The 24,169-nt window shown below is 39.2% G+C and carries 21 protein-coding genes and 1 tRNA gene (1 of these 22 cut by a window edge); 16 read left to right on the plus strand and 6 right to left on the minus strand.

What is annotated here, in order from left to right:
- A tRNA-OTHER gene (locus HMPREF9096_RS0108855) sits at nt 1–30 on the plus strand (it extends 40 nt beyond the left edge of the window).
- A gap of 121 nt (nt 31–151) precedes the next feature.
- Nucleotides 152–1,807: a phosphoethanolamine transferase Lpt6 gene (gene lpt6, locus HMPREF9096_RS01110; protein ID WP_009500858.1), complete on the plus strand. Its 1,656-nt coding sequence runs from the start codon at nt 152–154 to the stop codon at nt 1,805–1,807.
- 43 nt (nt 1,808–1,850) lie between these two features.
- Here lpt6 and HMPREF9096_RS01105 read toward each other — a convergent pair whose 3' ends face one another.
- Genes HMPREF9096_RS01105 through HMPREF9096_RS01095 form a run of 3 tightly spaced genes read right to left on the minus strand, consistent with a single transcriptional unit; the run spans nt 1,851 to nt 3,792 of the window.
- A complete protein-coding gene (locus HMPREF9096_RS01105; RefSeq protein WP_009500859.1) occupies nt 1,851–2,648 on the minus strand; it encodes a virulence factor BrkB family protein in 798 nt (265 codons plus the stop codon).
- Complete coding sequence (locus HMPREF9096_RS01100) at nt 2,645–3,127, minus strand: YchJ family protein (protein ID WP_009500860.1); 483 nt, start codon at nt 3,125–3,127, stop codon at nt 2,645–2,647. The genes HMPREF9096_RS01105 and HMPREF9096_RS01100 overlap by 4 nt, the downstream gene beginning before the upstream one ends.
- Before the next feature lie 8 nt (nt 3,128–3,135).
- A complete protein-coding gene (locus HMPREF9096_RS01095) occupies nt 3,136–3,792 on the minus strand; it encodes an MOSC domain-containing protein (protein WP_009500861.1) in 657 nt (218 codons plus the stop codon).
- Nucleotides 3,793–3,916: 124 nt separating this feature from the next.
- Between HMPREF9096_RS01095 and HMPREF9096_RS01090 the strand changes: the two genes are divergently transcribed.
- Together HMPREF9096_RS01090 and udp are read left to right on the plus strand one after the other, a co-directional pair.
- The gene (locus tag HMPREF9096_RS01090; RefSeq protein ID WP_009500862.1) at nt 3,917–5,416 is read left to right on the plus strand and encodes a helicase HerA-like C-terminal domain-containing protein; all 1,500 of its coding nucleotides are present in this window, start codon (nt 3,917–3,919) and stop codon (nt 5,414–5,416) included.
- 102 nt (nt 5,417–5,518) lie between these two features.
- Complete coding sequence (udp, locus tag HMPREF9096_RS01085; protein ID WP_005635080.1) at nt 5,519–6,277, plus strand: uridine phosphorylase; 759 nt, start codon at nt 5,519–5,521, stop codon at nt 6,275–6,277.
- Between the two features lie 74 nt (nt 6,278–6,351).
- Here udp and pssA read toward each other — a convergent pair whose 3' ends face one another.
- Nucleotides 6,352–7,719: a CDP-diacylglycerol--serine O-phosphatidyltransferase gene (gene pssA, locus HMPREF9096_RS01080; protein WP_009500863.1), complete on the minus strand. Its 1,368-nt coding sequence runs from the start codon at nt 7,717–7,719 to the stop codon at nt 6,352–6,354.
- A 146-nt stretch (nt 7,720–7,865) separates the two neighbouring features.
- Here pssA and HMPREF9096_RS01075 point away from each other — a divergent pair, with 146 nt between their 5' ends.
- A complete protein-coding gene (locus HMPREF9096_RS01075) occupies nt 7,866–8,921 on the plus strand; it encodes a tRNA/rRNA methyltransferase (protein ID WP_009500864.1) in 1,056 nt (351 codons plus the stop codon).
- A 31-nt stretch (nt 8,922–8,952) separates the two neighbouring features.
- Here HMPREF9096_RS01075 and HMPREF9096_RS01070 read toward each other — a convergent pair whose 3' ends face one another.
- Nucleotides 8,953–9,651 carry a tRNA1(Val) (adenine(37)-N6)-methyltransferase gene (locus HMPREF9096_RS01070; protein ID WP_009500865.1) on the minus strand — a complete coding sequence of 233 codons (699 nt, stop codon included), beginning with the start codon at nt 9,649–9,651 and terminating at the stop codon, nt 8,953–8,955.
- Between the two features lie 80 nt (nt 9,652–9,731).
- Between HMPREF9096_RS01070 and srmB the strand changes: the two genes are divergently transcribed.
- Entirely contained in the window at nt 9,732–11,057 is a 1,326-nt protein-coding gene (srmB, locus tag HMPREF9096_RS01065; RefSeq protein ID WP_009500866.1) for an ATP-dependent RNA helicase SrmB, read from the plus strand.
- A 116-nt stretch (nt 11,058–11,173) separates the two neighbouring features.
- Here the strand turns inward: srmB and rdgC are convergent, their stop codons facing one another.
- Nucleotides 11,174–12,082 carry a recombination-associated protein RdgC gene (gene rdgC / locus HMPREF9096_RS01060; protein WP_032803586.1) on the minus strand — a complete coding sequence of 303 codons (909 nt, stop codon included), beginning with the start codon at nt 12,080–12,082 and terminating at the stop codon, nt 11,174–11,176.
- 65 nt (nt 12,083–12,147) lie between these two features.
- On the opposite strand from rdgC, the gene proC reads away from it, so the two are divergent.
- From proC to pflB, 10 genes are all read left to right on the plus strand, one after another.
- A complete protein-coding gene (gene proC / locus HMPREF9096_RS01055; protein ID WP_009500868.1) occupies nt 12,148–12,963 on the plus strand; it encodes a pyrroline-5-carboxylate reductase in 816 nt (271 codons plus the stop codon).
- Nucleotides 12,963–14,132, plus strand: a complete 1,170-nt coding sequence (locus tag HMPREF9096_RS01050; protein ID WP_009500869.1) for a 3-phenylpropionate MFS transporter — start codon at nt 12,963–12,965, stop codon at nt 14,130–14,132. Before proC ends, HMPREF9096_RS01050 begins: the two co-directional genes overlap by 1 nt.
- A gap of 30 nt (nt 14,133–14,162) precedes the next feature.
- Nucleotides 14,163–15,056 carry a site-specific tyrosine recombinase XerD gene (gene xerD, locus HMPREF9096_RS01045; protein WP_009500870.1) on the plus strand — a complete coding sequence of 298 codons (894 nt, stop codon included), beginning with the start codon at nt 14,163–14,165 and terminating at the stop codon, nt 15,054–15,056.
- A gap of 186 nt (nt 15,057–15,242) precedes the next feature.
- Entirely contained in the window at nt 15,243–16,880 is a 1,638-nt protein-coding gene (gene pyrG / locus HMPREF9096_RS01040) for a glutamine hydrolyzing CTP synthase (protein ID WP_009500874.1), read from the plus strand.
- A 190-nt stretch (nt 16,881–17,070) separates the two neighbouring features.
- Nucleotides 17,071–18,381, plus strand: coding sequence for a phosphopyruvate hydratase (eno, locus tag HMPREF9096_RS01035; RefSeq protein ID WP_009500877.1), 1,311 nt, complete (start codon nt 17,071–17,073; stop codon nt 18,379–18,381).
- 84 nt (nt 18,382–18,465) lie between these two features.
- Complete coding sequence (locus HMPREF9096_RS01030) at nt 18,466–18,885, plus strand: DUF2251 domain-containing protein (protein ID WP_005635101.1); 420 nt, start codon at nt 18,466–18,468, stop codon at nt 18,883–18,885.
- A gap of 12 nt (nt 18,886–18,897) precedes the next feature.
- Nucleotides 18,898–19,479 carry a hypothetical protein gene (locus tag HMPREF9096_RS01025; RefSeq protein WP_009500881.1) on the plus strand — a complete coding sequence of 194 codons (582 nt, stop codon included), beginning with the start codon at nt 18,898–18,900 and terminating at the stop codon, nt 19,477–19,479.
- Nucleotides 19,480–20,661, plus strand: a complete 1,182-nt coding sequence (locus HMPREF9096_RS01020) for a glutathionylspermidine synthase family protein (protein ID WP_009500883.1) — start codon at nt 19,480–19,482, stop codon at nt 20,659–20,661. It abuts the gene before it with no gap.
- Nucleotides 20,662–20,946: 285 nt separating this feature from the next.
- On the plus strand, nt 20,947–21,801 hold the full coding sequence (gene focA, locus HMPREF9096_RS01015; RefSeq protein ID WP_009500885.1) for a formate transporter FocA: 855 nt from the start codon (nt 20,947–20,949) through the stop codon (nt 21,799–21,801).
- 37 nt (nt 21,802–21,838) lie between these two features.
- On the plus strand, nt 21,839–24,151 hold the full coding sequence (gene pflB / locus HMPREF9096_RS01010) for a formate C-acetyltransferase (RefSeq protein WP_009500886.1): 2,313 nt from the start codon (nt 21,839–21,841) through the stop codon (nt 24,149–24,151).
- Nucleotides 24,152–24,169 lie beyond the last annotated feature (18 nt).

Here is a 24,169-nt window from a genome sequence, read left to right on the forward strand (position 1 = left end):
TCACTGGTTCGAGACCGGTATCGCCCACCACTTTATTTTCAAATTCTCCAAATAATTTTCTTTTCCCGTTCAATCTATTACGTTTACGTGATAAAGTGCGCAAACATTGTCATGTCTCATTTTAGTCTGTTATACATCATAGGGAAAATTCATGATCGCTTATATTTTCTTAGCTTTATTCACGATTGCGGCAGTGATTTTTATCGTAAACTCCCATTATCGTTGGACTTATTTCTTTGCTATTACGCTTTTTACTTTTTTATTTGGTGGCATGCTTATGGTTTCCGGCCAATGGCAACGTGCTTTAAATTTTTCATCTGTGCTTTTTGTGGTACTGATGTTATTTCACCGTTTAAAAATTCATTATTACAAACAGCCTTTGCTAATTTCAGATTTCTTTCTTGTGGTAGATTGGCGAAATTGGGAAACCTTAATTCATTATAAAGGTGCATTGTTTGGCGTTATTGGGCTAATTGCGTTATTAGGTTATGCGATTTTTGGTTTTAATGATGTCGAGTCTTTAGGGCTATTAGGTAACAGCATTGGGGCGTTATTGTTTATCGTTAGCTTTAGCTTGATGTGGCATTATTCTAAAAAGCCAAGTGCGGTGCAAGTTTGGTTAGATTCTTTGCCCGATGATGGTCGCGATGTGTTTTTGAATTTACCAATGTCTTGCCGCGGTATTTTTTTCAAAGTGCCAAATTTTGATGGCAATAGCCAAAATTTTATTGAAAAAATGACCGCACTTTCATCTGATACAAACAACCTATCTGAAACAAAACCTGATATTGTTGTGACATTAATGGAATCCACGCTGAACCCTCATCAATTTGCTTTTAGTCAGCAATCTATTCCAGCACTTTCCATGTTTGAACCTCAAAATGATACAGTATTTGCTTCGCCGTTGCGTGTACATACTTTTGCTGGCGCAACGTGGAAATCAGAATTTGCTTTTTTAGCTGGTGTGCCCTCGACCGATTTTGGGGCGTTAGCAAGTGGTGTTTTTTATTCTGTTGTACCGCACTTGCAATCTGGCTTAGTGAAAAATCTAAAAGCTCAAGGATATTTTTGTGTTGCTTTGTCGCCTTTTACAAAAGGCAACTACAATGCAAAATCAGCTTATGATCATTTCGGTTTTGATTTGATGTTACAGCCACAAGATCTTGGTTATCCTGCACCTATTAGTAAAAATCTTTGGGATATTAGTAGTGAAGAAATGATGAAGTACACTCGAATGATTTTGGAAAAGCAGCATCCTGAATTAGAAAATGTAGATCAGCCGATGTTTGTTTATGTGTTGACTATGCGTGAACATGGTCCATACGAATTGGGCATGGAAAATACATTTAATCTTCAAATGCCTAATTTAGGGGCTAAAAGTATTTCAGCATTGAATGACTATACTCAACGTATTGTCGCCTTGAATGAAGCGATTGAAGGAATGAATAACTATTTACATGAACGTAAGAAGCCTTTTGTTCTAGGTTATTTCGGTGATCACCAGGTGGCATTTGATAATGTTATCCCTCCGAAGAAAGGAGATTATGCTCAGCCCGATTATGTGACTCAATTTGTTGTAAGAAGTAATTGTGCGAGTCAATTTAAGCAAGAGCAACGTTTTTTAGATCTCGCTTTTGCCGGAGGCGTCTTGATGAATGTAGCTGGATTATCAGCAGAAGATGAATTTATGAAAGCGAATATGGCAATGTGTAAACTAAGTCACGGAAAATTGGAAGATTCCTCTAATCCTGAATTCGTGAATGACTATCGTCATTATCTCTATCAAACCTTAAAGATTGCAAAATAGCTAAATAAAAAAGACCGATTGTGATAAATCGGTCTTTCTATTCTTATTCTTTTAATTCGCCTAATACTTCAGATAATTGTGCCCCGACCAACACAACTAGCCAGCTAATCTGAATCCACAATAGCATAATCGGTAATGTTGCCATTGCGCCATAGATTAGTTGATAAGAAGGGAATGTGGTGATGTACCAAGTAAAGGCTTGTTTACCGAGTGTAAAGAAAATAGCAGCAATAAGTGCACCACAAGCAGAATATCTGATATCCACTTTCTTATTTGGCACGATGGTATAAATTAATGTGAAAATAAACCATGTGAAAAAGAATGGGAGTAAACTGAGCAATTTCACACCGAGAGAAAGCGTTTCTGATTGTTCAAATACCACTTTTATATAAGAGCTAATCCCTATACTTGTACCTATAAGGAGAGGTCCAAAAGTCAGAATCATCCAGTAAATCGCGAAAGAGGTAAAAATAGGACGAATACTTGTATCATGCCAAATGCTGTTGAGGGTTCGGTCGATGTTATTAATTAGCATCAAGGCAACGGCAATTAAACTCACAATTCCCACCGCACTCATTTTCTTTGAGTTTGAGACGAATTGATCGATATATTCACCTACCATATCACTCGCTGATGGCGCAAAATTGGTGAAAATCATTTCTTTCAATTCTCCAGTGACTTCATTGAATACAGGAAAGGCAGAGAATATAGAAAAAATCACCATCACCATTGGCACGATAGCAAGCATCGTGCTGTAAGTTAGTGCGCCAGCAGCTTGGTTGAGTTTATTTTCTGAAAAACGTTTCCAAAAGAGCAGGCTAAATTGTTTCAATGAAATCATAAAAATCCCCCACAGCAATGTTTAAATTTTTTACCGGAACCACATACACAAGGTTGTTTCATTGTAGGCAAGGATACGGTCGGATCCACAAAATACCAACGATTTTCAATTTTCACAAAAATTGACCGTTCTTCATGAGCTAGTTCTCCCTCTTCGCCTTGAAAAATAGCTTTAAATTCCACCGCACTTTGAGTTTTTGTGAGATTTTCTGTTTTTAGGATTTCTAACCCTAGCCATGTAGTATTGTCAGCCCATTCTTGCAATAGATGAGTCTCTAACAAAGTTTGTTGGCTTGGCACAGTTGTTGCAACAATATAAGGTATATTTTTTAAAACATAAGCCGTATAACGTGAACGCATGAGTTGTTCTGCCGTTTCGGGAAACGCTTGTCTTAAATGAAATTTTCCACAACAATCTGCGTACTGATGACCAGATTGACATGGACAGTCTTCTGAAAGTGCGGTTGAAATTTCTGACATATTTATACCTATTGTTTGAATTTCGATACTTGCGATCGAATTGAGCGTTTAAAGGCCTCAGCTAATACTTCAATCTCTAATGCCGCTTCTAGTTCAGCTTCATTTTCGGGGGCGGATAACAAGCGATTTAAATGGCGAATTGTTACTTGCGGATAAGGGCGCGCGAGCAATTTTAATTCATCACCTTGTCTAATTTCTCCTGTTTCAATGACGCGAACATACCATCCACTGAGCCCAGTTTGATAAACAATATCGCGAGTCTCTTCGTTTTCCGTATTTTTTGATAAACGCTCACAAGGTTTACGTGGCTGAGATACTTCTAAAATTGTTGACCCGATTTGATAACGATCGCCAATGCAGACATTGTCTTCATTCAAGCCTGACACAACAAAATTTTCTCCGTATGTAGCAGTTTCCATATAAGAAAAATCTTTATTTAATAAAGCATTTAATTCATTAAAAGAATCTGCCGACATAAAAAAGAGAGATTTATCTACACCACCATGATGTTTTTTTAAACCGACATCATTCCCTTCAGCTCCAAGAGGATGAATTTTTACTGATTGTACGGTTTTCTTACGAATTGCGCTTTCGTATACGCTTCCATCTGAAAAGGTTAGGGTTTGAACTTGACCCACTTTTATGACCAAAATTTTTGCATTCATTTTACTTTTTTATTGTTCTAGAAAAAATTTTCGTGGAATTATAACCGAAAACGTTTAACTTTTTGACCGCACTTCTTTTTTTACTTATTATTCGTTACAACCAAAAATAAAAGGATATTCATTTATGCAATACGATCTCTCTCGCACAGAACAAGGTAAAATCCTAGGCATCACGGCCAAAATGGCTAACCGCCATGGACTTATTGCTGGCGCAACAGGTACGGGTAAAACTGTCACATTACGTAAAATGGCAGAAGCCTTCAGTGATGATGGGGTTCCGGTATTTTTAGTAGACGTAAAAGGCGATCTTTCTGGCTTAGTAAAGAGCGGTCAATTTCAGGGAAAAATTGCGGAACGAATTGAGCAGTTCGGGTTAGGCAATGAAAGTTATCTCAATGGCTATCCTGTTTCTTTTTGGGATGTTTTTGGCCAAACGGGCATTCCTCTTAGAACAACTATTTCTGAAATGGGGCCGTTGTTGCTTTCTCGTTTATTGAATCTAAACGCTACGCAAGAAGGATTATTAAACCTCGTATTTCGTGTGGCAGATGATAAAGGTTTATTGCTCATTGATTTAAAAGATCTTCGTGCAATGCTGAAATATGTTGCAGAGAATGCGAAAACCTTCCAAGTTGAGTATGGCAATGTTTCTACTGCAAGTGTTGGTGCAATCCAACGAGCATTACTGACACTTGAAAATGAAGGCGCCACAAATTTATTTGGTGAGCCAGCATTGAATCTAGATGATTGGATGCAAACTCACGATGGGCGAGGGGTGATAAATGTACTCAATTCTGAAAAATTGATTAATTCCCCAAGAATGTATAGCGCATTTCTATTATGGTTGATGGCAGAACTCTTTGAACAACTGCCAGAAGTGGGTGACCCTTATAAACCTAAATTTGTTATGTTTTTTGATGAAGCACACTTATTGTTTGATGGTGCGCCGAGCGTACTCGTGGAAAAAGTAGAACAAGTTGTGCGTTTGATTCGTTCTAAAGGTGTGGGAATCTATTTTGTCACGCAGAACCCACTTGATTTGCCAGATACAGTATTAGGCCAGTTAGGTAACCGTGTTCAACACGCTCTTCGTGCATTTACTCCTCGCGATCAAAAAGCCGTGAAATCAGCTGCAGAAACTTTCCGAGCAAACCCATCAGTGAATGTCGTCGAGACCATTTCAACCCTTGGAGTGGGCCAAGCATTGGTATCATTTTTAGATGAAAAAGGCATGCCAACGCCGGTTGAAATTGCCTATATCTATCCGCCAAAAAGTCAGCTTTCACCATTAACGACAGACGAACGTAATGCTTGGGTGAAAGATGATGATCTTTATGCGTATTATAAAGAATATGTAGATAATGAATCTGCCTTTGAAGTATTAACTGCTCAAGCGGATTTAGCTGCGGTACAACAAAAACAAGCAGAGCAAGCCCAAGCGGAAGAAGAAAACGGATTCTTAGGTAGTTTGAGCCGAATGATTTTTGGTACGCAAAAGCGCGGTGAAAAATTATCGCCAACTGAGCAAATAGTAAATAGTGTTGCGCAGTCTGTAGGGCGAAATATTCGAAATCAAATTACCAAGCAAATTATGAGAGGAATAATGGGCGCGCTTAAGAGATAAAGTTGTATTTTCGAAAAATACTCACGTGCTTTTATTTATTCAAAAATCTGATTTCACCTCAGGGTGAAATCATCACGTTAAATGGCAATAAGGAGATTTATTATGTCAGACGTATTCCACCTAAACCTCACAAAATCCCAATTGAAAGGGGCAACACTCGCTATTGTTCCTGGCGATCCTGCGCGTAGTGAGCGTATTGCTAAACAACTTGATAATCCAGAGTTTCTGGCTAGCACGCGTGAATTTACTTCATGGTTAGGCTACCTCAATGGACAACCTGTTGTGGTATGTTCTACGGGGATTGGTGGGCCATCAACATCAATTTGTGTAGAAGAACTTGCTCAACTTGGTGTTCGCACTTTCTTGCGTATCGGTACAACGGGTGCAATTCAACCACATATTAATGTAGGTGATGTTCTTATCACAACCGCTTCTGTTCGCTTAGATGGCGCAAGCCGTCATTTCGCACCATTAGAATATCCCGCTGTGGCAAACTTTGAATGTACAACCGCACTTTATAATGCAGCGAAAGCAAAAGGTATCGAGCCTTATGTAGGCGTAACTGCATCATCTGATACATTCTATCCAGGTCAAGAACGTTATGATACCTATAGCGGTAAAGTATATCGTGATTACCAAGGTCTACTTAAACAATGGCAAGATTTGAATGTGATGAACTATGAGATGGAATCATCAACATTGTTTACCATGTGTAGCGCATTAGGTTTGCGTGCTGGGATGGTTGCGGGCGTGATTGTAAACCGCACTCAGCAAGAAATTCCAAATGAAGCAACAATGAAACAAACGGAAGAAAAAGCGGTGTCTGTTGTGATCGCAGCTGCGCAGGCGTTATTAAGTTAATGTCTTTTAACTGAAAGAGTAAAGCCTTGTTTTCACAAGGCTTTATTATTAGGTCTAAAAAGTATTATTCAGCATTACAGAATCATTTTCACTAATTTATCCGCTTTAATTCGTGCAAATTTTTTCAAAAGTTTTTGCACTGGTTCTGGGTATTGATTCAATTCTTCTAATTCAGTGTAATGTTTTAATACTTTTGTATGTTGGCGAATTTGATTTTGCTCTTTTTTCACTTGGGCTAAAAGCTGTTGTTGTGGATCGTAAATTAATAAGCCATTTTCAGCATCCAAACGCCATGCTCGAGGGTTAAGATTATTGCCCGTAAGTAAAATATAACGGTCATCTACCCACACACCTTTTAAGTGGTAAGTATTATCGCCATCACGCCATAAACGCACCACAAGCTGACCATTTTCAATTTGAGACTCAAATTTTTCACAGAAACGGCGAAGATTACTTTCATAAAGATAAGGTAACGCTCCCGCCATTTTGAATGGTTGTTCTGGTGGAATATAAAAATCGTTTGCGACTTTATCGCCAACAATAATTTCTACTCGTTTACCATTTTCTAATAACGTTGCTATTTTATGTTGCAATGTACGTGGGAAATTAAAATATGGCGTACAAATCACTAATTTTTCTTGTACTTGCAAGAATAAATCTTCAATCACTTGATTTAATTCGTTGCCCGATGCCCCTAAGCCAAACAGTGGCGATACGCTTAAAACATTCGGTAATTTCACCGCACTTTTTAATGAATATTCACCATTTTGAGCAAGGTCTTTACGATAAGCGCGAATATTGCCTCGGATCTCTTTGGTACGAGGGCGGTTGGTCACATCAAGTGGATAAACTGCACTGAAATCTAACAAGTAATCATTGATGAAATTCACCATCGAATCAGCCAATTCTGCATTAACAATTTTTTGATAGCGGTCGTAACGATATTTTTCAAATTGATGAAGATAGACGTTATTAATGCTTGCACCGCTATAAAGCACCGTATCATCAAATACAAAGCCTTTTACGTGCAATACACCAAAAACTTCTCGCGTATTAATTGGCACGCCAAAGAACATATTCGGATCATCAGGTAGCTGATAAGTTTGGCGTTGTTCGCAATACCAATCTGCATTGGTGGCCGATTTTTCCGCACCTAATAAATTGCGTTGTGCGCGATGCCAATCTATGAGAATTTTTACATCTAAGTGTGGATTTTCTTGCTTCACGCGATAAATTTCATCGAGGATTTCCTGCCCCGCTTCATCTTTTTGCCAATAAAGTGCGGTGACATAAATACGTTTTTTTGCGTTTCTGATTAATTCAATAATTTGAGTTTTAAATTCAGCCGGGCTACCCAAAAATTCAATTTGCTCAGCTTGCAAAGCAAGGAATGGCAAATTATTTAAATTTTGTTCAGCTCGTTTGGTTTTATTGATTAACATAATCCATCTCGTGATTAAAGACTAGTGCGTTAGTTTACAATATTTCACGCGCTTATTAATAGAAAAAAGGCTTTTTTTCGTTATAATGCTCACAAATTTTAGCATTTTTTGGCTAAAAAACAGCCACTTTTACTCAGGGAAACCCTATGAACGACAAACGCAAACCGTCTTTTCAAGCCGTCGGCAGATCCTTTCAAGAACGCTCAGTAGGTGAAAAATACAGAGAAAAACCAACTCAAAATCGACCGCACTCTAATGATAAATTTAATGGAAAGAGAAACGAAAAATCTCGTTTTCCTCGTGATAAACAAGAAGTGAAAGAAACTAAAATTACGCAACTTTCTTTATCTCGTGCGCCATCAAATAAAAATGCAGAACAACCTAAGGTTCAAGTGACGATAAAAAGTACGGGTACGGTTTATAAAACAAAAGAAAAGAAAACGGGGGCGCTTTCTCCTCGAGCACCTGAAAAAATTAAGAAAAACCGTGCGGAAGAAATGAAGGTTTACGGTGAAAATGCCTGTTTAGCGTTATTTGCAGAACGCCCTGAAAGTATTGTTCGATTGTGGGCAACCGTACAAATGTCACACAAAATTGGCGAGGTATTGAGTTATTTAGCCGAAAACAAGAAGGCTTATCATGTTGTAGATAGCGGAGAATTAGCTCGAGTGAGCGGAACCGAACATCATGGTGGCATTTGCTTATTGGTGAAGAAACCGCGTGCTTTCACGTTGCAAGGGTATTTGGATATTCCTCGTGAAGAGGATTGTTTAGTGCTATTAGACAACGTGAATAATGCGCAAAATATTGGTGGCGTATTGCGTACTTGTGCTTATTTTGGCGTAAAAAATATTGTCGCCGATAATGTAGAAAATCTGTATTCGGCAGCCTCAATGCGCGTAGCAGAAGGTGGTGCAGAATATATTCGTGTGTTAGAAACGGATTATATTGATTCGGCTTTAATGCAATTGCGTAAATCAGGCTATCAAATGATTCACGTATCGCACAATAAACAAGGCGATCCGTTGGATAAAGTGCGGTTAAAAAATAAAGTGGTTTTTGTGCTAACTGAAAGTTCTACGGAAAGTTTAGCGACTCCAGAAGACACACAAGTGCGTTTAACGCTCGCAAGTCCGATTAAATCAGGCTTAAATATTGCAGTGAATGCGGGTGTGTTGTTAGCAAAGTGGTATTTTAGATAGTGTATGATTAAAGGGGAAAATGATTTCCCCTTTAAAATTTCAAATAAAAGTCTTTAGTCAATTCAATAAATGCTTCAGTGTATTGATTATCCGCATCATAAATCACCAATTGATCTTGTGTTAAAACTTCAGGCTGTTTGGCAAAGGTAAGTAGCATTCTCTGGGGCGTTTTCTCCATTTTTGTAATGACATTCGTTTGTTTTATACAAAAAAGTGCGGTGGATTTTATAAGTGTTTTGCCTGCATCATAAGGTAAAACAAAACTTATTTTCCCATTTTCCGCTAAGTGCATTGCTGCCCATTCTAACCAATTTAAGTGGCTTTGCTTGGTATAACGAGCCAATTCTCTTTCTTCATTTTTGCAAGCTATGCCTTGTTCAAAATAAGGTGGATTTGCCACAATTAAATCAAAGGTTTGTTCAGTGGTTTGTAAAAAATGTTGTATATCCGTTTGAATAAGTTGAATACGATTTTTCCAGACAGAATCATTGATGTTTTCTTGTGCTTGTTTTGCTGCAAGGGGATCCAACTCAGCCGCTTGAATTTGGCAGTTTTCTTCTGTTCGTTGTGCCAACATTAGAGCCAATAATCCTGTGCCACTGCCCATATCTAAAATATTTTTACAATGTTTTACATCAGCCCAAGCACCTAACAAAATGCCATCAGTGCCGACTTTCATGGCACAAGAATCTTGATTGATATGGAATTGTTTAAAGGTAAATCCTCTCATAAATTTTTCGTAAATTGACCGCACTTTTAGGTGCTTTTCGGGTATAATTCGCGCCAATTTTAACAAAGAACCGCACAATAATGAATTTATCCCAATTTGAACAATTTGATCTTTCTCCTGAGCTTTTAAAGGCGCTTGAGAAAAAAGGTTATTCCCGCCCAACAGCTATTCAAATGGAAGCCATTCCTGCTGCAATGGAAGAGCGTGATGTATTAGGCTCTGCACCAACGGGAACAGGGAAAACGGCTGCTTTTTTATTACCTGCGCTACAACATTTATTGGATTATCCGCGTCGTAAACCAGGCCCACCGCGTATTTTGGTATTAACGCCAACACGTGAATTGGCAATGCAAGTGGCAGAACAATCAGAAGAATTAGCGCAGTTCACTCATTTAAATATTGCAACAATTACAGGTGGCGTGGCGTATCAAAATCACGGTGATGTGTTCAATACCAATCAGGATTTGGTGGTGGCCACGCCTGGTCGTTTATTGCAATATATTAAGGAAGAAAATTTTGATTGCCGTTCCGTTGAAATGCTGATTTTTGATGAAGCCGATAGAATGTTACAAATGGGGTTTGGGCAAGATGCGGAAAAAATCGCGGCTGAAACCCGTTGGAGAAAACAAACCTTGTTGTTTTCTGCAACCTTGGAAGGGGAGTTATTGGTCGATTTCGCAGAGCGTTTGTTGAATGATCCCATTAAGGTGGATGCCGAACCAAGCCGTCGAGAAAGAAAAAAAATCAATCAATGGTATTACCACGCAGACAGCAATGAACACAAAATCAAATTGCTCGCGCGTTTTATTGAAACTGAAGAAGTGACGCGTGGAATTGTGTTTGTTCGTCGTCGTGAAGATGCGCGTGAACTTTCTGAAACATTGCGTAAACGAGGCATTCGTTCCGCGTATTTAGAAGGTGAAATGGCACAAACTCAACGTAATAATGCGATTGATAAATTGAAATCAGGTATTGTGACGGTATTGGTTGCAACGGATGTGGCTGCGCGTGGTATTGATATTGATGATGTAAGCCATGTTATGAATTTTGATTTGCCGTATAGTGCGGATACTTATTTGCATCGAATTGGACGTACAGCGCGAGCAGGTAAAAAGGGCACGGCAGTCTCTTTTGTCGAAGCCCATGATTACAAGTTACTGGGTAAAATCAAACGCTATACCGAGGAAATTTTAAAGGCGCGCATTTTAGAAGGTTTAGAACCTCGCACTAAGCCACCAAAAGATGGTGAAGTGAAATCTGTAAGCAAAAAACAAAAGGCACGTATTAAAGAAAAACGTGAAGAAAAGAAAAAAACAGAGGCGAAGAAAAAAGTGAAATTACGTCATAAGGATACGAAAAATATCGGAAAACGACGTAAGCCGAGTAATTCAAATACTGAACAATAATTTAATGATAGAGAGCCTTTCCTAAGATTTTGGAAAGGCTCTTCTTTATGCTTGATTTAACCTCTGTCTAGGCAAACATTGTTTAATCAAAAGTGCGGTAAATTTGTAATATGATTTTATAGTCTAATTTTTTCGCCACCAAATTCATCTAATAAATTTTCAGTGAGTTTGGCTAAAATACCAGTCATCAGTACAAAATCTGCATCGAAACGCTGTGCAAAATCTTCTTTCAGAATATCATCATTTTTTTCGCGTACACTATCTGCAAATTTTAAACGTTTGAGGGTGCAATCCTCGTTAAAAATGAAAGTTAAGGTATCTTCCCATTCTAAGGCTAATTTACTTACTACTTTTTTGCCATCTCGCAGAAGGGCGAGAATTTCTTCATTTTCTAAGGGTTGTTTTTTACAACGGATAACGCTGTCTTCCTGACTGCCACGAAGCTCGGCTTCTTCTAATGCAAGTAACCAATGCGGTAAGCTATCTTGAAGGATCCAATTGGTTAAAATCGTGCTGGGTTCATTAGCAAAGGTTAAAGGCACGACAGGAAGCGAACCTAAGGATTTGCGCAGTAATGCGAGCGCATCTTCCGCGCGTTTACTCGATGCGGCATCAACATGAACAAGATTATTTTCCGTATCAATCCACAGTGCCGTATGCTGATTTTTACTAAATGCACGAGGCAATAAATTCATAACAACATCATCTTTTAATGTCTGTTTTTCTACCTTTTTAAGTTTGCGATTTTCTTTTTGTTCAAGGCTTTCAATGCGTTCATCTAGTTCACGTTTGACCACATTTGCTGGCAAGATTTTTTCTTCTTTTTTCGCCACTAATAGAATTTGCTTTCCTACAGAAAAATAGAGTAAATCACTTCCTCGTAATGGGGCTGACCAGCCAAATTTACTTTGATCTTGTGCACCGCAAGGATGGAATTGACAATCTTCCAGTTGAGTTTGTAGCTGTGCAAGATCCCAATCTAGCGGTTTAGTCAGTCTATAAGTCATTAAATTTTTGAACCACATCGTAACACTTCCTTCAATATAGGGTAGAATGTGCGGCATTATAGCCCATAAAAGTAGGAAAAACGATGCAACACAAATTGATTGCCTTTATTGGTGGCGGCAATATGGCGCAGGCGATTATTCTTGGATTATTGAAACAAGGTTATCCAGCCGAGCAAATTATTGTGAATGATCCGAATGAGGAAAAAAGAGCATTTTTTGCCAATCTTGGCGTGGCAACTTCAGAAAATAATGTGGAAAGTGCAACCAAAGCTGAGGTTGTGTTGCTTGCGGTAAAACCTCAAATGATGGCTGATGTTTGTTCTCCACTAAGTGCGGTGGATTTTTCCGATAAATTATTAATTTCCATTGCTGCGGGTATTTCAACTGAACGCTTGAACGCATTAATTCCAAGTATAAAATCGATAGTGCGCGTCATGCCAAATACGCCCGCATTAGTGGGGGAAGGCATGGCGGGGTTATTTGCACCGAAAAAGACGAGCGAAAATCACCGCACTTTTGCACAAGATTTATTGGAATCTGTGGGAAAAACGGTTTGGGTGGGGGATGAAACTCAAATGCACGCAGTAACTGCCGCGTCAGGAAGTAGCCCTGCCTATTTCTTTTTGATGCTGGAAACGATGCAGCAAGCCTTAATCAAAATGAATATTGATGAGAAAACTGCCCGTGAATTAGTGCAGCAATCCATGCTTGGCGCAGCAAAAATGGTGACTGAAAATCCGCAAATTGCACTTTCAACTTTGCGTGAAAATGTTACCTCGAAAGGTGGCACCACTGCTGCGGCATTAGCGGTATTTGACGCACAACATTTTAATCAAATAATAGAGCAAGCTATGCAGGCTTGTTTGTCTCGTTCACAAGAAATGGAAACTTTATTCTGATGCAAGTTCGTCCTTTTTATTGGCTCGCCCTGAGCTTTCTAGGTTACTACTGCGCTTATGGCGTATTTTTGCCGTTCTTTCCCGCATGGTTGAAATCACAACAATATGGTGAAGAAATGATTGGTTTGGTGATCGGGAGTGCTTATATTTTCCGATTTGCAGGCGGATTATTTTTTTCATCGCTGATTAAAAAAGCTAATCATATTATTAATTCCTTACGTCTATTGGCATTAGCATCGGCCATTATTATGGCCGCTATGAGTTTAGTTGCACATAATTTTTGGTTGTTGTTTATTGCTATTGGTTTATATGCCTCTGTGAATTCAGCGGGAATGCCGATTGGAGATTCGTTGGCATCCACTTGGCAACGCCAAATTGGCTTGGATTACGGTAAAGTACGTTTAATTGGCTCTGCTGCCTTTATCCTTGGCGTAGTGGTGTTTGGTGGCATGATTGGCTGGGTTGGTGAGCAAAATATCGTGTGGATTTTAACCGCACTTTTATCTTTCTATACCATCATTCAGCTTTTAAAACCGACCATTCCCCCAAAAGATGAAATACCTGAAGGCGGCGCTCAAAATAATATTGGTTTTATTGCTTTACTGAAAAATCCCATTACATTGCGAGTCATGATTGCAGTGGGGCTGATTCAAGGCTCTCATGCGGCTTATTATGTTTATAGCACAATTTATTGGACAAGTATTGGGATCTCCGTTTCTCAAACTAGCTTACTTTGGGGCATTGGCGTATTAGCAGAAATTGTATTATTTTTCTTTTCTCGTCGCTTATTTCAAAATATTTCTATCAGCGTGCTGCTTTATATTTCTACGCTTGCGTGCATCGGACGCTGGGCTGTAATGGGATATATTGATGAAGATTTTTGGTTGATATTCTTATTGCAACTTATGCATAGTTTGACTTATGCCATTTGCCATTATGCGATCGTTCGCTATATCACCACTCAACCGCAAAGCCATATTGCGAAGTTACAAGGTTTGTATAATGGTTTATCGAATGGTGTGCTTATTGCCATTTTCACAGCGATTGCAGGTATGATTTATCCAACGTCGCCAGCGATGACATTTGTATTTATGAGTATCATTGCGGCGGCTGCATTTTTTGTGATTCCACGCAAGTTAAATGCCTTTTTGATTGTTCAGCATAAATAGGACGCATCGCTTTCCTTGTAGAAAAGTAATATGAAAAATCTAGCGCTCATTGATTTGTTTCTTAACGAATATTGGATTGAAAAAGGGCTTTCAGAAAATACCGTTCAATCTTATCGTTTGGATTTAACCGCACTTTGTGATTGGTTGGATAAAAACGGCTTGTCTTTGGAAACCTTAGATGCTGTTGATTTGCAAGGTTTTCTAGGTGAGCGTTTGGAGAAAGGTTACAAAGCCACGAGCACTGCGCGAATGTTAAGTGCGATTCGTAAACTTTTCCAATATTTATATCGGGAAAAATACCGAGTGGATGATCCAAGTGCGGTGCTAAGTTCGCCTAAATTACCCAGTCGCCTGCCAAAATATTTAACTGAGCAACAAGTGTCTGATTTGCTTAATACGCCAGATGTGGAAGTTCCTTTGGAATTGCGTGATAAAGCAATGTTAGAGTTGCTTTATGCGACGGGGCTTCGTGTCACGGAGTTAGTTTCGCTGACGATTGAAAACATGAGCGTGCAACAAGGCGTGGTGCGAGTGATTGGTAAAGGGAACAAAGAGCGTATTGTGCCAATGGGGGAAGAAGCTGCCTATTGGGTTCGTCAATTTATGCTTTATGGTCGCCCTGTGCTATTAAATGGGCAGAGTTCTGATGTTGTGTTTCCAAGTCAGCGCGCACAGCAAATGACTCGTCAAACTTTCTGGCATCGAGTAAAATATTATGCCATTCTCGCGGATATTGATGCTGATGCACTTTCCCCTCACGTTCTTCGCCATGCTTTTGCCACTCATTTAGTGAATCACGGTGCAGACTTACGCGTGGTGCAAATGTTGCTAGGGCACACAGATTTATCCACAACACAGATTTATACTCATGTGGCAAAAGAGAGATTGAAACGATTGCATGAAAGATTTCATCCTAGAGGATAGATAGGTTTAACAAGGCTTTACATGCTAATTGTGGTTTTCTAATTGAGTTCATTAACCAAATCAGGTAAACTATCGTCCCGTCTTTGATAGCTAGTTATCTTCGATTTTTGACCGCACTTTTGGTTGATTTTGTCTGTAAGATGATTAGCTATAATCATTTATATCCCAATACAGATTAGGTTCCCTATGGCTACAAATTATATTTTCGTCACTGGCGGTGTGGTTTCATCGTTAGGTAAAGGCATTGCGGCAGCATCATTGGCGGCAATTTTAGAAGCTCGCGGTTTAAACGTAACTATTATGAAATTAGATCCATATATTAACGTGGATCCAGGTACGATGAGCCCAACCCAACATGGGGAAGTTTTCGTCACTCAAGATGGCGCAGAAACAGATTTAGACTTAGGTCACTATGAGCGTTTTATCCGCACGAAAATGACTAAACGTAATAACTTCACCACAGGTAAAATTTATTCTGAAGTATTACGTAAAGAGCGTCGTGGCGATTATCTTGGTGCAACAATTCAAGTGATTCCACATATCACCAATGAAATTAAAGATCGCGTCATTGCTGGTGCTCAAGGTCATGATATTGTGATTGTTGAAGTGGGCGGTACCGTTGGGGATATTGAATCACTCCCATTCTTAGAAGCATTACGTCAATTAGCCGTTCAAGTTGGTCGTGAACATACGTTATTTATGCACTTAACTTTAGTGCCCTATATTCCAACTGCAGGTGAAGTAAAAACGAAACCAACTCAACATTCTGTAAAAGAATTGCTTTCTATTGGTATTCAACCTGACGTGTTGATTTGTCGTTCAGATCGCATGATTCCGCCAAATGAACGAGCGAAAATTGCTTTATTCTGTAACGTTCCAGAACGTGCAGTCATTTCATTAAAAGATGTAAATTCGATTTATCAAATCCCTGCATTATTAAAATCTCAAGGTTTGGATGATTTCGTCTGTGAACGTTTCCGTTTAACTTGTCCTGAGGCGGATCTTTCTGAATGGGAGCAAGTGCTTTACAAACAAGCGAATCCAGTGGGTGAAGTGACCATTGGTATGGTGGGTAAATATACTGAGTTACCCGATGCTTATAAATCTGTAAATGAAGCATTGAAACATGCCGGTTTAACGAATCGTTTAAGCGTTAACATTAAATATATTGATTCCCAAGATGTTGAAACCAAAGGTGTTGAAGTATTAAAAGGCATTGATGGTATTCTTGTTCCTGGTGGATTCGGTTATCGTGGTGTGGAAGGTAAAATTCGTACCGCACAATATGCACGTGAAAACAAAATTCCTTACTTGGGTATTTGCTTAGGTATGCAGATCGCGTTGATTGAATATGCACGTAATGTAGCGGGTTTGACTAAAGCAAATTCATCTGAATTTGATAAAGATTGTGAGCAACCTGTGGTTGCATTAATCACGGAATGGCAAGATGCAGATGGTAATACTGAAGTGCGTACCGATGAATCTGATCTTGGCGGAACAATGCGTTTAGGTGCACAACAATGTCATTTGGTGTCAGGTAGTCGCGCTCGCGAGCTTTATGGCAAAGAAACCATTGAAGAGCGTCATCGTCATCGTTATGAAGTGAATAACACGTTACTTCCACAAATTGAAAAAGCAGGATTGAAAGTAACGGGCTTATCTGCAGATAAAAAATTGGTAGAAATTATCGAAGTGCCAAATCATCCTTGGTTTGTCGCTTGCCAATTCCACCCAGAATTTACTTCTACGCCTCGTGATGGCCATCCGTTGTTTGCAGGCTTTGTAAAAGCAGCCTATGAAAATCACAAACAATCCGTGAAGTAATGGATTAAATTAGAGTAAAAAGAGCGGTGAGAAATGATGAATTTTTTCACCGCTCTTTTATTTTGTAAAAATAGATAAAGATCAAAGCATACGCATTTTTTACAAGACAAAATCTCAAAATAGCTTTATCATATCGCCTGTTTTAGGCTCGCCTAACCCGTTTTAATTAACTTAATTGAGGAAAATAAAAATGGCAAAAATCGTTAAAGTGATTGGTCGCGAAATCATCGACTCACGCGGTAATCCAACTGTTGAAGCTGAAGTTCATCTTGAAGGTGGTTTTGTTGGTTTAGCAGCGGCTCCATCTGGTGCATCAACTGGTTCTCGCGAAGCATTAGAATTACGTGACGGCGACAAATCTCGTTTCTTAGGTAAAGGCGTATTAAAAGCTGTAGCAGCAGTAAATGGCCCAATTGCTGAAGCAATTCTTGGTAAAGATGCGTCTAACCAAGCTGAAATCGACCAAATCATGATCGATTTAGACGGAACCGAAAACAAGTCTAACTTTGGCGCAAACGCAATCTTAGCGGTATCTTTAGCAAACGCAAAAGCAGCAGCAGCATCTAAAGGTTTACCACTTTACGCTTACATCGCAGAACTTAACGGCACGCCAGGCGTTTACTCTATGCCATTACCAATGATGAACATCATCAACGGTGGTGAACACGCAGATAACAACGTGGATATCCAAGAATTCATGATTCAACCAGTTGGTGCGAAAACGTTACGTGAAGCACTTCGTATCGGTGCGGAAGTGTTCCACAACCTTGCGAAGGTATTAAAATCTAAAGGCATGAGCACCGCAGTTGGTGATGAAGGTGGTTTCGCACCAAACCTAGCCTCTAACGCAGACGCGTTAGCCTGTATCAAAGAAGCGGTAGAAAAAGCAGGTTATGTATTAGGTAAAGACGTGACTTTAGCGATGGACTGCGCATCTTCTGAGTTCTACAACAAAGAAACCGGCAAATATGAAATGAAAGGCGAAGGCCGTTCATTTACTTCGCAAGAATTCACACACTATCTTGAAGAATTAACCAAACAATACCCAATCGTGTCTATCGAAGACGGTCAAGACGAATCTGACTGGGAAGGCTTCGCATACCAAACTAAAGTGTTAGGCGACCGCGTTCAATTAGTGGGCGATGACTTATTCGTAACTAACACCAAAATCTTAAAAGAAGGTATCGAAAAAGGTATCGCAAACTCCATCCTAATCAAATTCAACCAAATTGGTTCTTTAACTGAAACCTTGGCTGCGATTAAAATGGCGAAAGATGCCGGTTACACCGCAGTAATCTCTCACCGTTCAGGTGAAACCGAAGATGCAACTATTGCTGACTTAGCAGTGGGTACTGCAGCAGGTCAAATCAAAACCGGTTCTATGAGCCGTTCTGACCGTATTGCGAAATACAACCAATTAATCCGTATTGAAGAAGCATTAGAACGCGCGGGTACACCGGCGCCGTTCTTAGGTTTAAAAGCGGTTAAAGGTCAAGCGTAATTCACGCTGAATTTACTGTAAAATCTCACCGCACTTTGTATAAAAAGTGCGGTGTTTTTATATCTAATATTTAAAGGAAAGGGAATGTTACATTTAACTTTAGAGGATGAACTCTTTTTAGGAACGCCAAAGCAAGTGGGAACGCATTCTACGGTATTTGAGCATTTTGCTGTAATGTTTGAAGATGACGGTGAAACGGGCTATTTTTATGCACTTGATATGCGTCAAAATGCTCAACCGATAGTGGATATGTTGCACGTGTATAATGTTGATTCAACCTCTAATCATCATGAGGCTCGCAAACTTGAAATTTGTTGGGATGAAAGTGGTTATTTAGCATTGTTGCTTATTAATGGCTATCCTCATGCCGTATTTGATTTTGCTCGTTTAGTCGGCTATAACGGCAATAAATATCCACAACCAGATTTAATGAGTATGTGGACTCGTGAAGAAATTACTAATAAACAGGCCGAGCAATGGCTAGGCGTGAAAACCATTCGATAAAAATTGAGAACAATGAAAAAGAAAAATCAGATTTTAGTTAGTTTATCTATTGTGGCCTTATTAGGAGGCTGTTCAGAAGAACAAGTACAACGTGATGTGTATCAGTCTTTAGATGATTGTTTAGCGGATTGGAAAAAAATTGAGCTTTGTGAGGCAGATAAAAATACCGAGAGTACTCAGAAAACTGAAACCACACCACAACAGGGGCTTGGTTTAAATATTCGTAATAATGGTAATGAAGAAAGTGCGATAAAAAATCCAGTTGAAAATAATGCACAAGCGAATCAAAGCGAGAACAATGTCGAATCGACTGCAAAAGCTGAAAGTACCGATCCTTCTTTAGGGGCCACGATTGCTGGTGGAGTTATGGGGTATATGGCAGCTCGTGCAATTAGTAGTTTCCTTGGCCCAAGTTATCATCCTGGAAATCGAGCTGTCACCACGCCAACAGGGCAAGTTGTGCAACCACAAACAAATCGTTCTGTTGGAAAACCAATGCTTGTGAAAGGAAATGCAGGAAGCATGAATAGCAAACCTGTATCTCGTGGTGGTTTTAGTAGCCCAAATAATACTAATCGTAGCAGTGGGGGCTAAATGAAACGTGTAACAGGGTTTCCTACTCGACCGGATATGGTGCAACAGCTACTTAATGTTGGGTTTGATTATTATAACTTGCCTTCCAGTGATGGATCTCATTATTGGTCTGATAATGTCGCCTATGAATTTACCTTAGCGGAAATTGATCGCATTGAGGATACAACTAATGAATTACATTCAATATGTTTAGATTTTGCGGCGGATGAAATTAAAAAAGGCGATTATGAAAATTATCGTTTTACAGAGTTGCAAAAACAGCTTATTGAAACCTCTTGGCGTAACCAAGATCCTTATTTATATGGGCGTTTTGATTTTGGCTATGATGGCGACAACCTAAAAATGTTTGAATATAACGCTGATACGCCAACATCCTTGTTGGAGGCTGCGGTTGTTCAATGGCAATGGTTAGAACAAATTGAGGGCTTAAAACACCGTGATCAGTTCAACTGGATTCATGAAGAATTAATTAAACATTTCCAATTTTTGAAACAACAAAGTGGCAAAACAGATTTACATTTGAGTGCCATGCAAGATGCAGGCCGTGAAGATTGGGGCAATGTAGATTATTTAGCCGATGTGGCTTATAATGCTGGTTGGAATATTCATCAATTAGCGGTGGAAGATATTGGCTATAACAGCGAAACAGAAAAATTTGTAGATTTAAATGATCAGCCTATTGAAATGTTATTTAAATTGTATCCTCTGGAATGGCTAAGCCACGCTGAGTTTGCTCGTCATATTACGGTAGCTCAAACACGATTTATTGAACCAGCGTGGAAAATGTTGTTAAGTAATAAAGCACTATTGGCAAAACTTTGGGCGCGTTATCCTAATCATCCGAATTTATTGCCTGCTTATTTTACGCCTTTCGAATTACCAAAAGATTTATCGATGTGGGTGAAAAAACCATTGTTAGGTCGAGAAGGTGCCAATGTCTTCTATTATGAGAAAAACAATGGCGTAGAATTTGCAGCGAAAGGAAGCGAACACTCTACGTTTTATGGTAATTCAGGTTATGTTTATCAACAAAAATTTGAATTGCCGAGTTTTGATGGAATGTATCCAATTATCGGCTCTTGGGTTGTGGGTGATGTGGCTTGTGGTATGGGGCTACGCGAAGATTTTACTGCAGTGACAGGGAATGATAGCCATTTTATACCTCATTATTTTGTACCTTAATATGTCCTGAGTATTACTAAAATAATCAGAAAACTAACCGCACTTTTGTCTTTTTTGATAAAAGTGCGGTTATTTTTTCACCTAAAAACTATTACTAAAGAGTTATGGTTATTTTATCTGAAAAAATCTTGCAAAATATCAAATTTTGTTAGAATAAATCGTAGCATTTCTTTGAAATGAAAAATTAAAAGAGTAAAATGTCCTCGGTGGTAGAAGTATTTGAAGTTGTAAACATATTAGAAGTATTAAATTTTCATCAAATTTTTTAATATTTGGAGTTTGATTATGGCATCAGAAATTCAAAAACTGTCTTCTGTTGCTCTCACACCTGTTGAAGCAACGGATTATGCAGAAAGTACAGCTACTTATAAAGCAAATAAACGTCCATTTTTATCGTTTATGTCTGGCATTAGTGCTGGAGCTTGTATTGCTTTAGCTTTTGTATTTTACACGACGACACAAGCTGCTAGTGCCGGAGCACCTTGGGGGCTGACCAAATTAGTGGGTGGGTTAGTTTTCTCATTAGGTGTGATTATGGTGGTGATATTAGGATCTGAATTATTCACCTCTTCTACTTTAACATTAGTTGCCCGAGTGGGCGGTAGAATCACCACGACACAAATGATTCGAAATTGGATCGTGGTGTATTTAGGCAACTTCGTTGGTGGTTTATTTATTGCGGCTGTTATTTGGTTTGGTGGACAAACAATGGCAGCAAATGGCCAATGGGGTTTAACAATTCTTGCAACCGCCCAACATAAAATTCATCACACTTGGTTTGAAGCTTTTAACCTAGGTATTTTATGTAACATTATGGTGTGTGTGGCGGTTTGGATGTCTTATTCTGGTAAGACTGTTACAGACAAAGCATTTATTATGATTATGCCGATTGGTTTGTTTGTTGCGTCAGGATTTGAACACTGTGTGGCTAATATGTTTATGATTCCGATGGGAATTATTACTGCACATTTTAGTACTCCTGAATTTTGGCAACAAATCGGCGTTGATCCGATGAAATACGCAGATTTAGATTTGTATCATTTCATTGTGAAGAATTTAATTCCCGTAACGTTGGGAAATATTGTCGGCGGGGCAATTTGCATGGGTGTATTCCAACGTTATTTAACCAAAACGCATTAAAGATTTATTTACTTATTAATTAACAAAGGAAATGACTATGTCAGAACTTAATGAAGCGCAAAAATTAGCGTGGGCTGGTTTTACTGGTGGTGATTGGCAAGAAAATGTCAATGTACGTGACTTTATCCAAAAAAACTACACCCCATATGAAGGTGATGATTCTTTCTTAGCGGGTCCAACTGAAGCGACAACAAAACTTTGGGAGACTGTAATGGAAGGAATCAAAGTTGAAAACCGCACACATGCGCCATTAGATTTTGACGAGCATACGCCTTCAACAATTACTTCTCACGCACCAGGTTACATTAACAAAGACTTAGAAAAAATCGTTGGTCTTCAAACTGATGAGCCTTTAAAACGTGCCATTATGCCATTTGGTGGTATCAAAATGGTGGAAGGATCATGCAAAATTTACGGTCGAGAATTAGATCCTGAAGTGAAAAAAATCTTCACTGAATATCGTAAAACCCACAACCAAGGTGTATTCGATGTTTATACTCCAGACATTTTACGTTGCCGTAAATCAGGTGTATTAACCGGTCTTCCTGATGCTTATGGTCGTGGCCGTATCATCGGTGACTACCGTCGTGTAGCGCTTTATGGTGTAGATTTCTTAATGAAAGATAAATACGCACAATTCTCTTCTTTACAAAAAGATTTAGAAGATGGCGTAAATCTTGAAGCAACAATTCGTTTACGTGAAGAAATCGCAGAACAACACCGTGCATTAGGCCAATTAAAACAAATGGCTGCAAGCTATGGTTATGATATTTCTAACCCAGCAACTAATGCTCAAGAAGCCATTCAATGGATGTACTTTGCTTATCTTGCTGCAATCAAATCACAAAATGGTGCGGCAATGTCATTCGGTCGTACGGCAACCTTTATCGATATCTATATCGAACGTGATTTACAAGCAGGTAAAATTACTGAAACTGAAGCGCAAGAATTAGTTGACCACTTAGTCATGAAACTCCGTATGGTTCGTTTCTTACGTACACCTGAATACGATCAATTATTCTCAGGTGACCCAATGTGGGCAACAGAAACCATCGCGGGTATGGGGTTAGACGGTCGTACATTAGTAACCAAAAATACATTCCGTATTTTACACACCCTTTACAACATGGGTACTTCTCCAGAACCAAACTTAACGATCCTTTGGTCTGAGCAATTACCTGAAAACTTCAAACGTTTCTGTGCGAAAGTATCGATTGATACCTCATCAGTTCAATACGAAAACGATGATTTAATGCGTCCAGACTTCAACAATGATGACTACGCAATCGCATGTTGTGTATCACCAATGGTTGTGGGTAAACAAATGCAATTCTTCGGTGCGCGTGCAAACTTAGCGAAAACATTGTTATACGCAATCAACGGCGGTATCGATGAAAAATTAGGTATGCAAGTCGGTCCAAAAACTGCACCAATTACTGATGAAGTATTAGATTTCGATACAGTCATGACCCGTATGGATAGCTTTATGGATTGGTTGGCAAAACAATATGTGACAGCCTTAAACGTAATCCACTATATGCACGATAAATATTCATACGAAGCCGCATTAATGGCATTACATGATCGTGATGTATACCGTACCATGGCTTGTGGTATTGCAGGTCTTTCTGTTGCGGCTGACTCACTTTCAGCAATCAAATATGCGAAAGTTAAGCCAGTTCGTGGCGACATCAAAGATAAAGATGGCAATGTTGTAGCAAGCAACGTAGCAATCGACTTCGAAATCGAAGGTGAATATCCACAATATGGTAACAACGACAACCGTGTTGATGACATCGCTTGTGACTTAGTTGAACGTTTCATGAAGAAAATTCAAAAACTTAAAACTTACCGCAATGCAGTGCCTACACAATCTGTATTAACCATTACTTCTAACGTGGTTTATGGTAAGAAAACTGGTAACACCCCAGATGGTCGCCGTGCTGGTGCACCATTCGGACCAGGTGCGAACCCAATGCACGGTCGCGACCAAAAAGGTGCGGTAGCATCATTAACTTCTGTAGCTAAACTTCCATTTGCTTACGCGAAAGATGGTATTTCTTATACCTTCTCAATCGTACCAAATGCGTTAGGTAAAGATGCAGAAGCACAACGTCGCAACCTTGCTGGCTTAATGGATGGTTACTTCCATCACGAAGCAACGGTTGAAGGTGGCCAACACTTAAATGTGAACGTGTTAAACCGTGAAATGTTGTTAGATGCAATGGAAAATCCGGATAAATATCCGCAATTAACCATCCGTGTATCTGGTTACGCAGTACGTTTCAACTCTTTAACTAAAGAGCAACAACAAGACGTCGTAACCCGTACATTTACTGAGTCTTTCTAAATAAATAGAATTATGCTT

Source organism: Haemophilus sp. oral taxon 851 str. F0397, assembly GCF_000242295.1.
Taxonomy (GTDB): Bacteria; Pseudomonadota; Gammaproteobacteria; order Enterobacterales; family Pasteurellaceae; genus Haemophilus.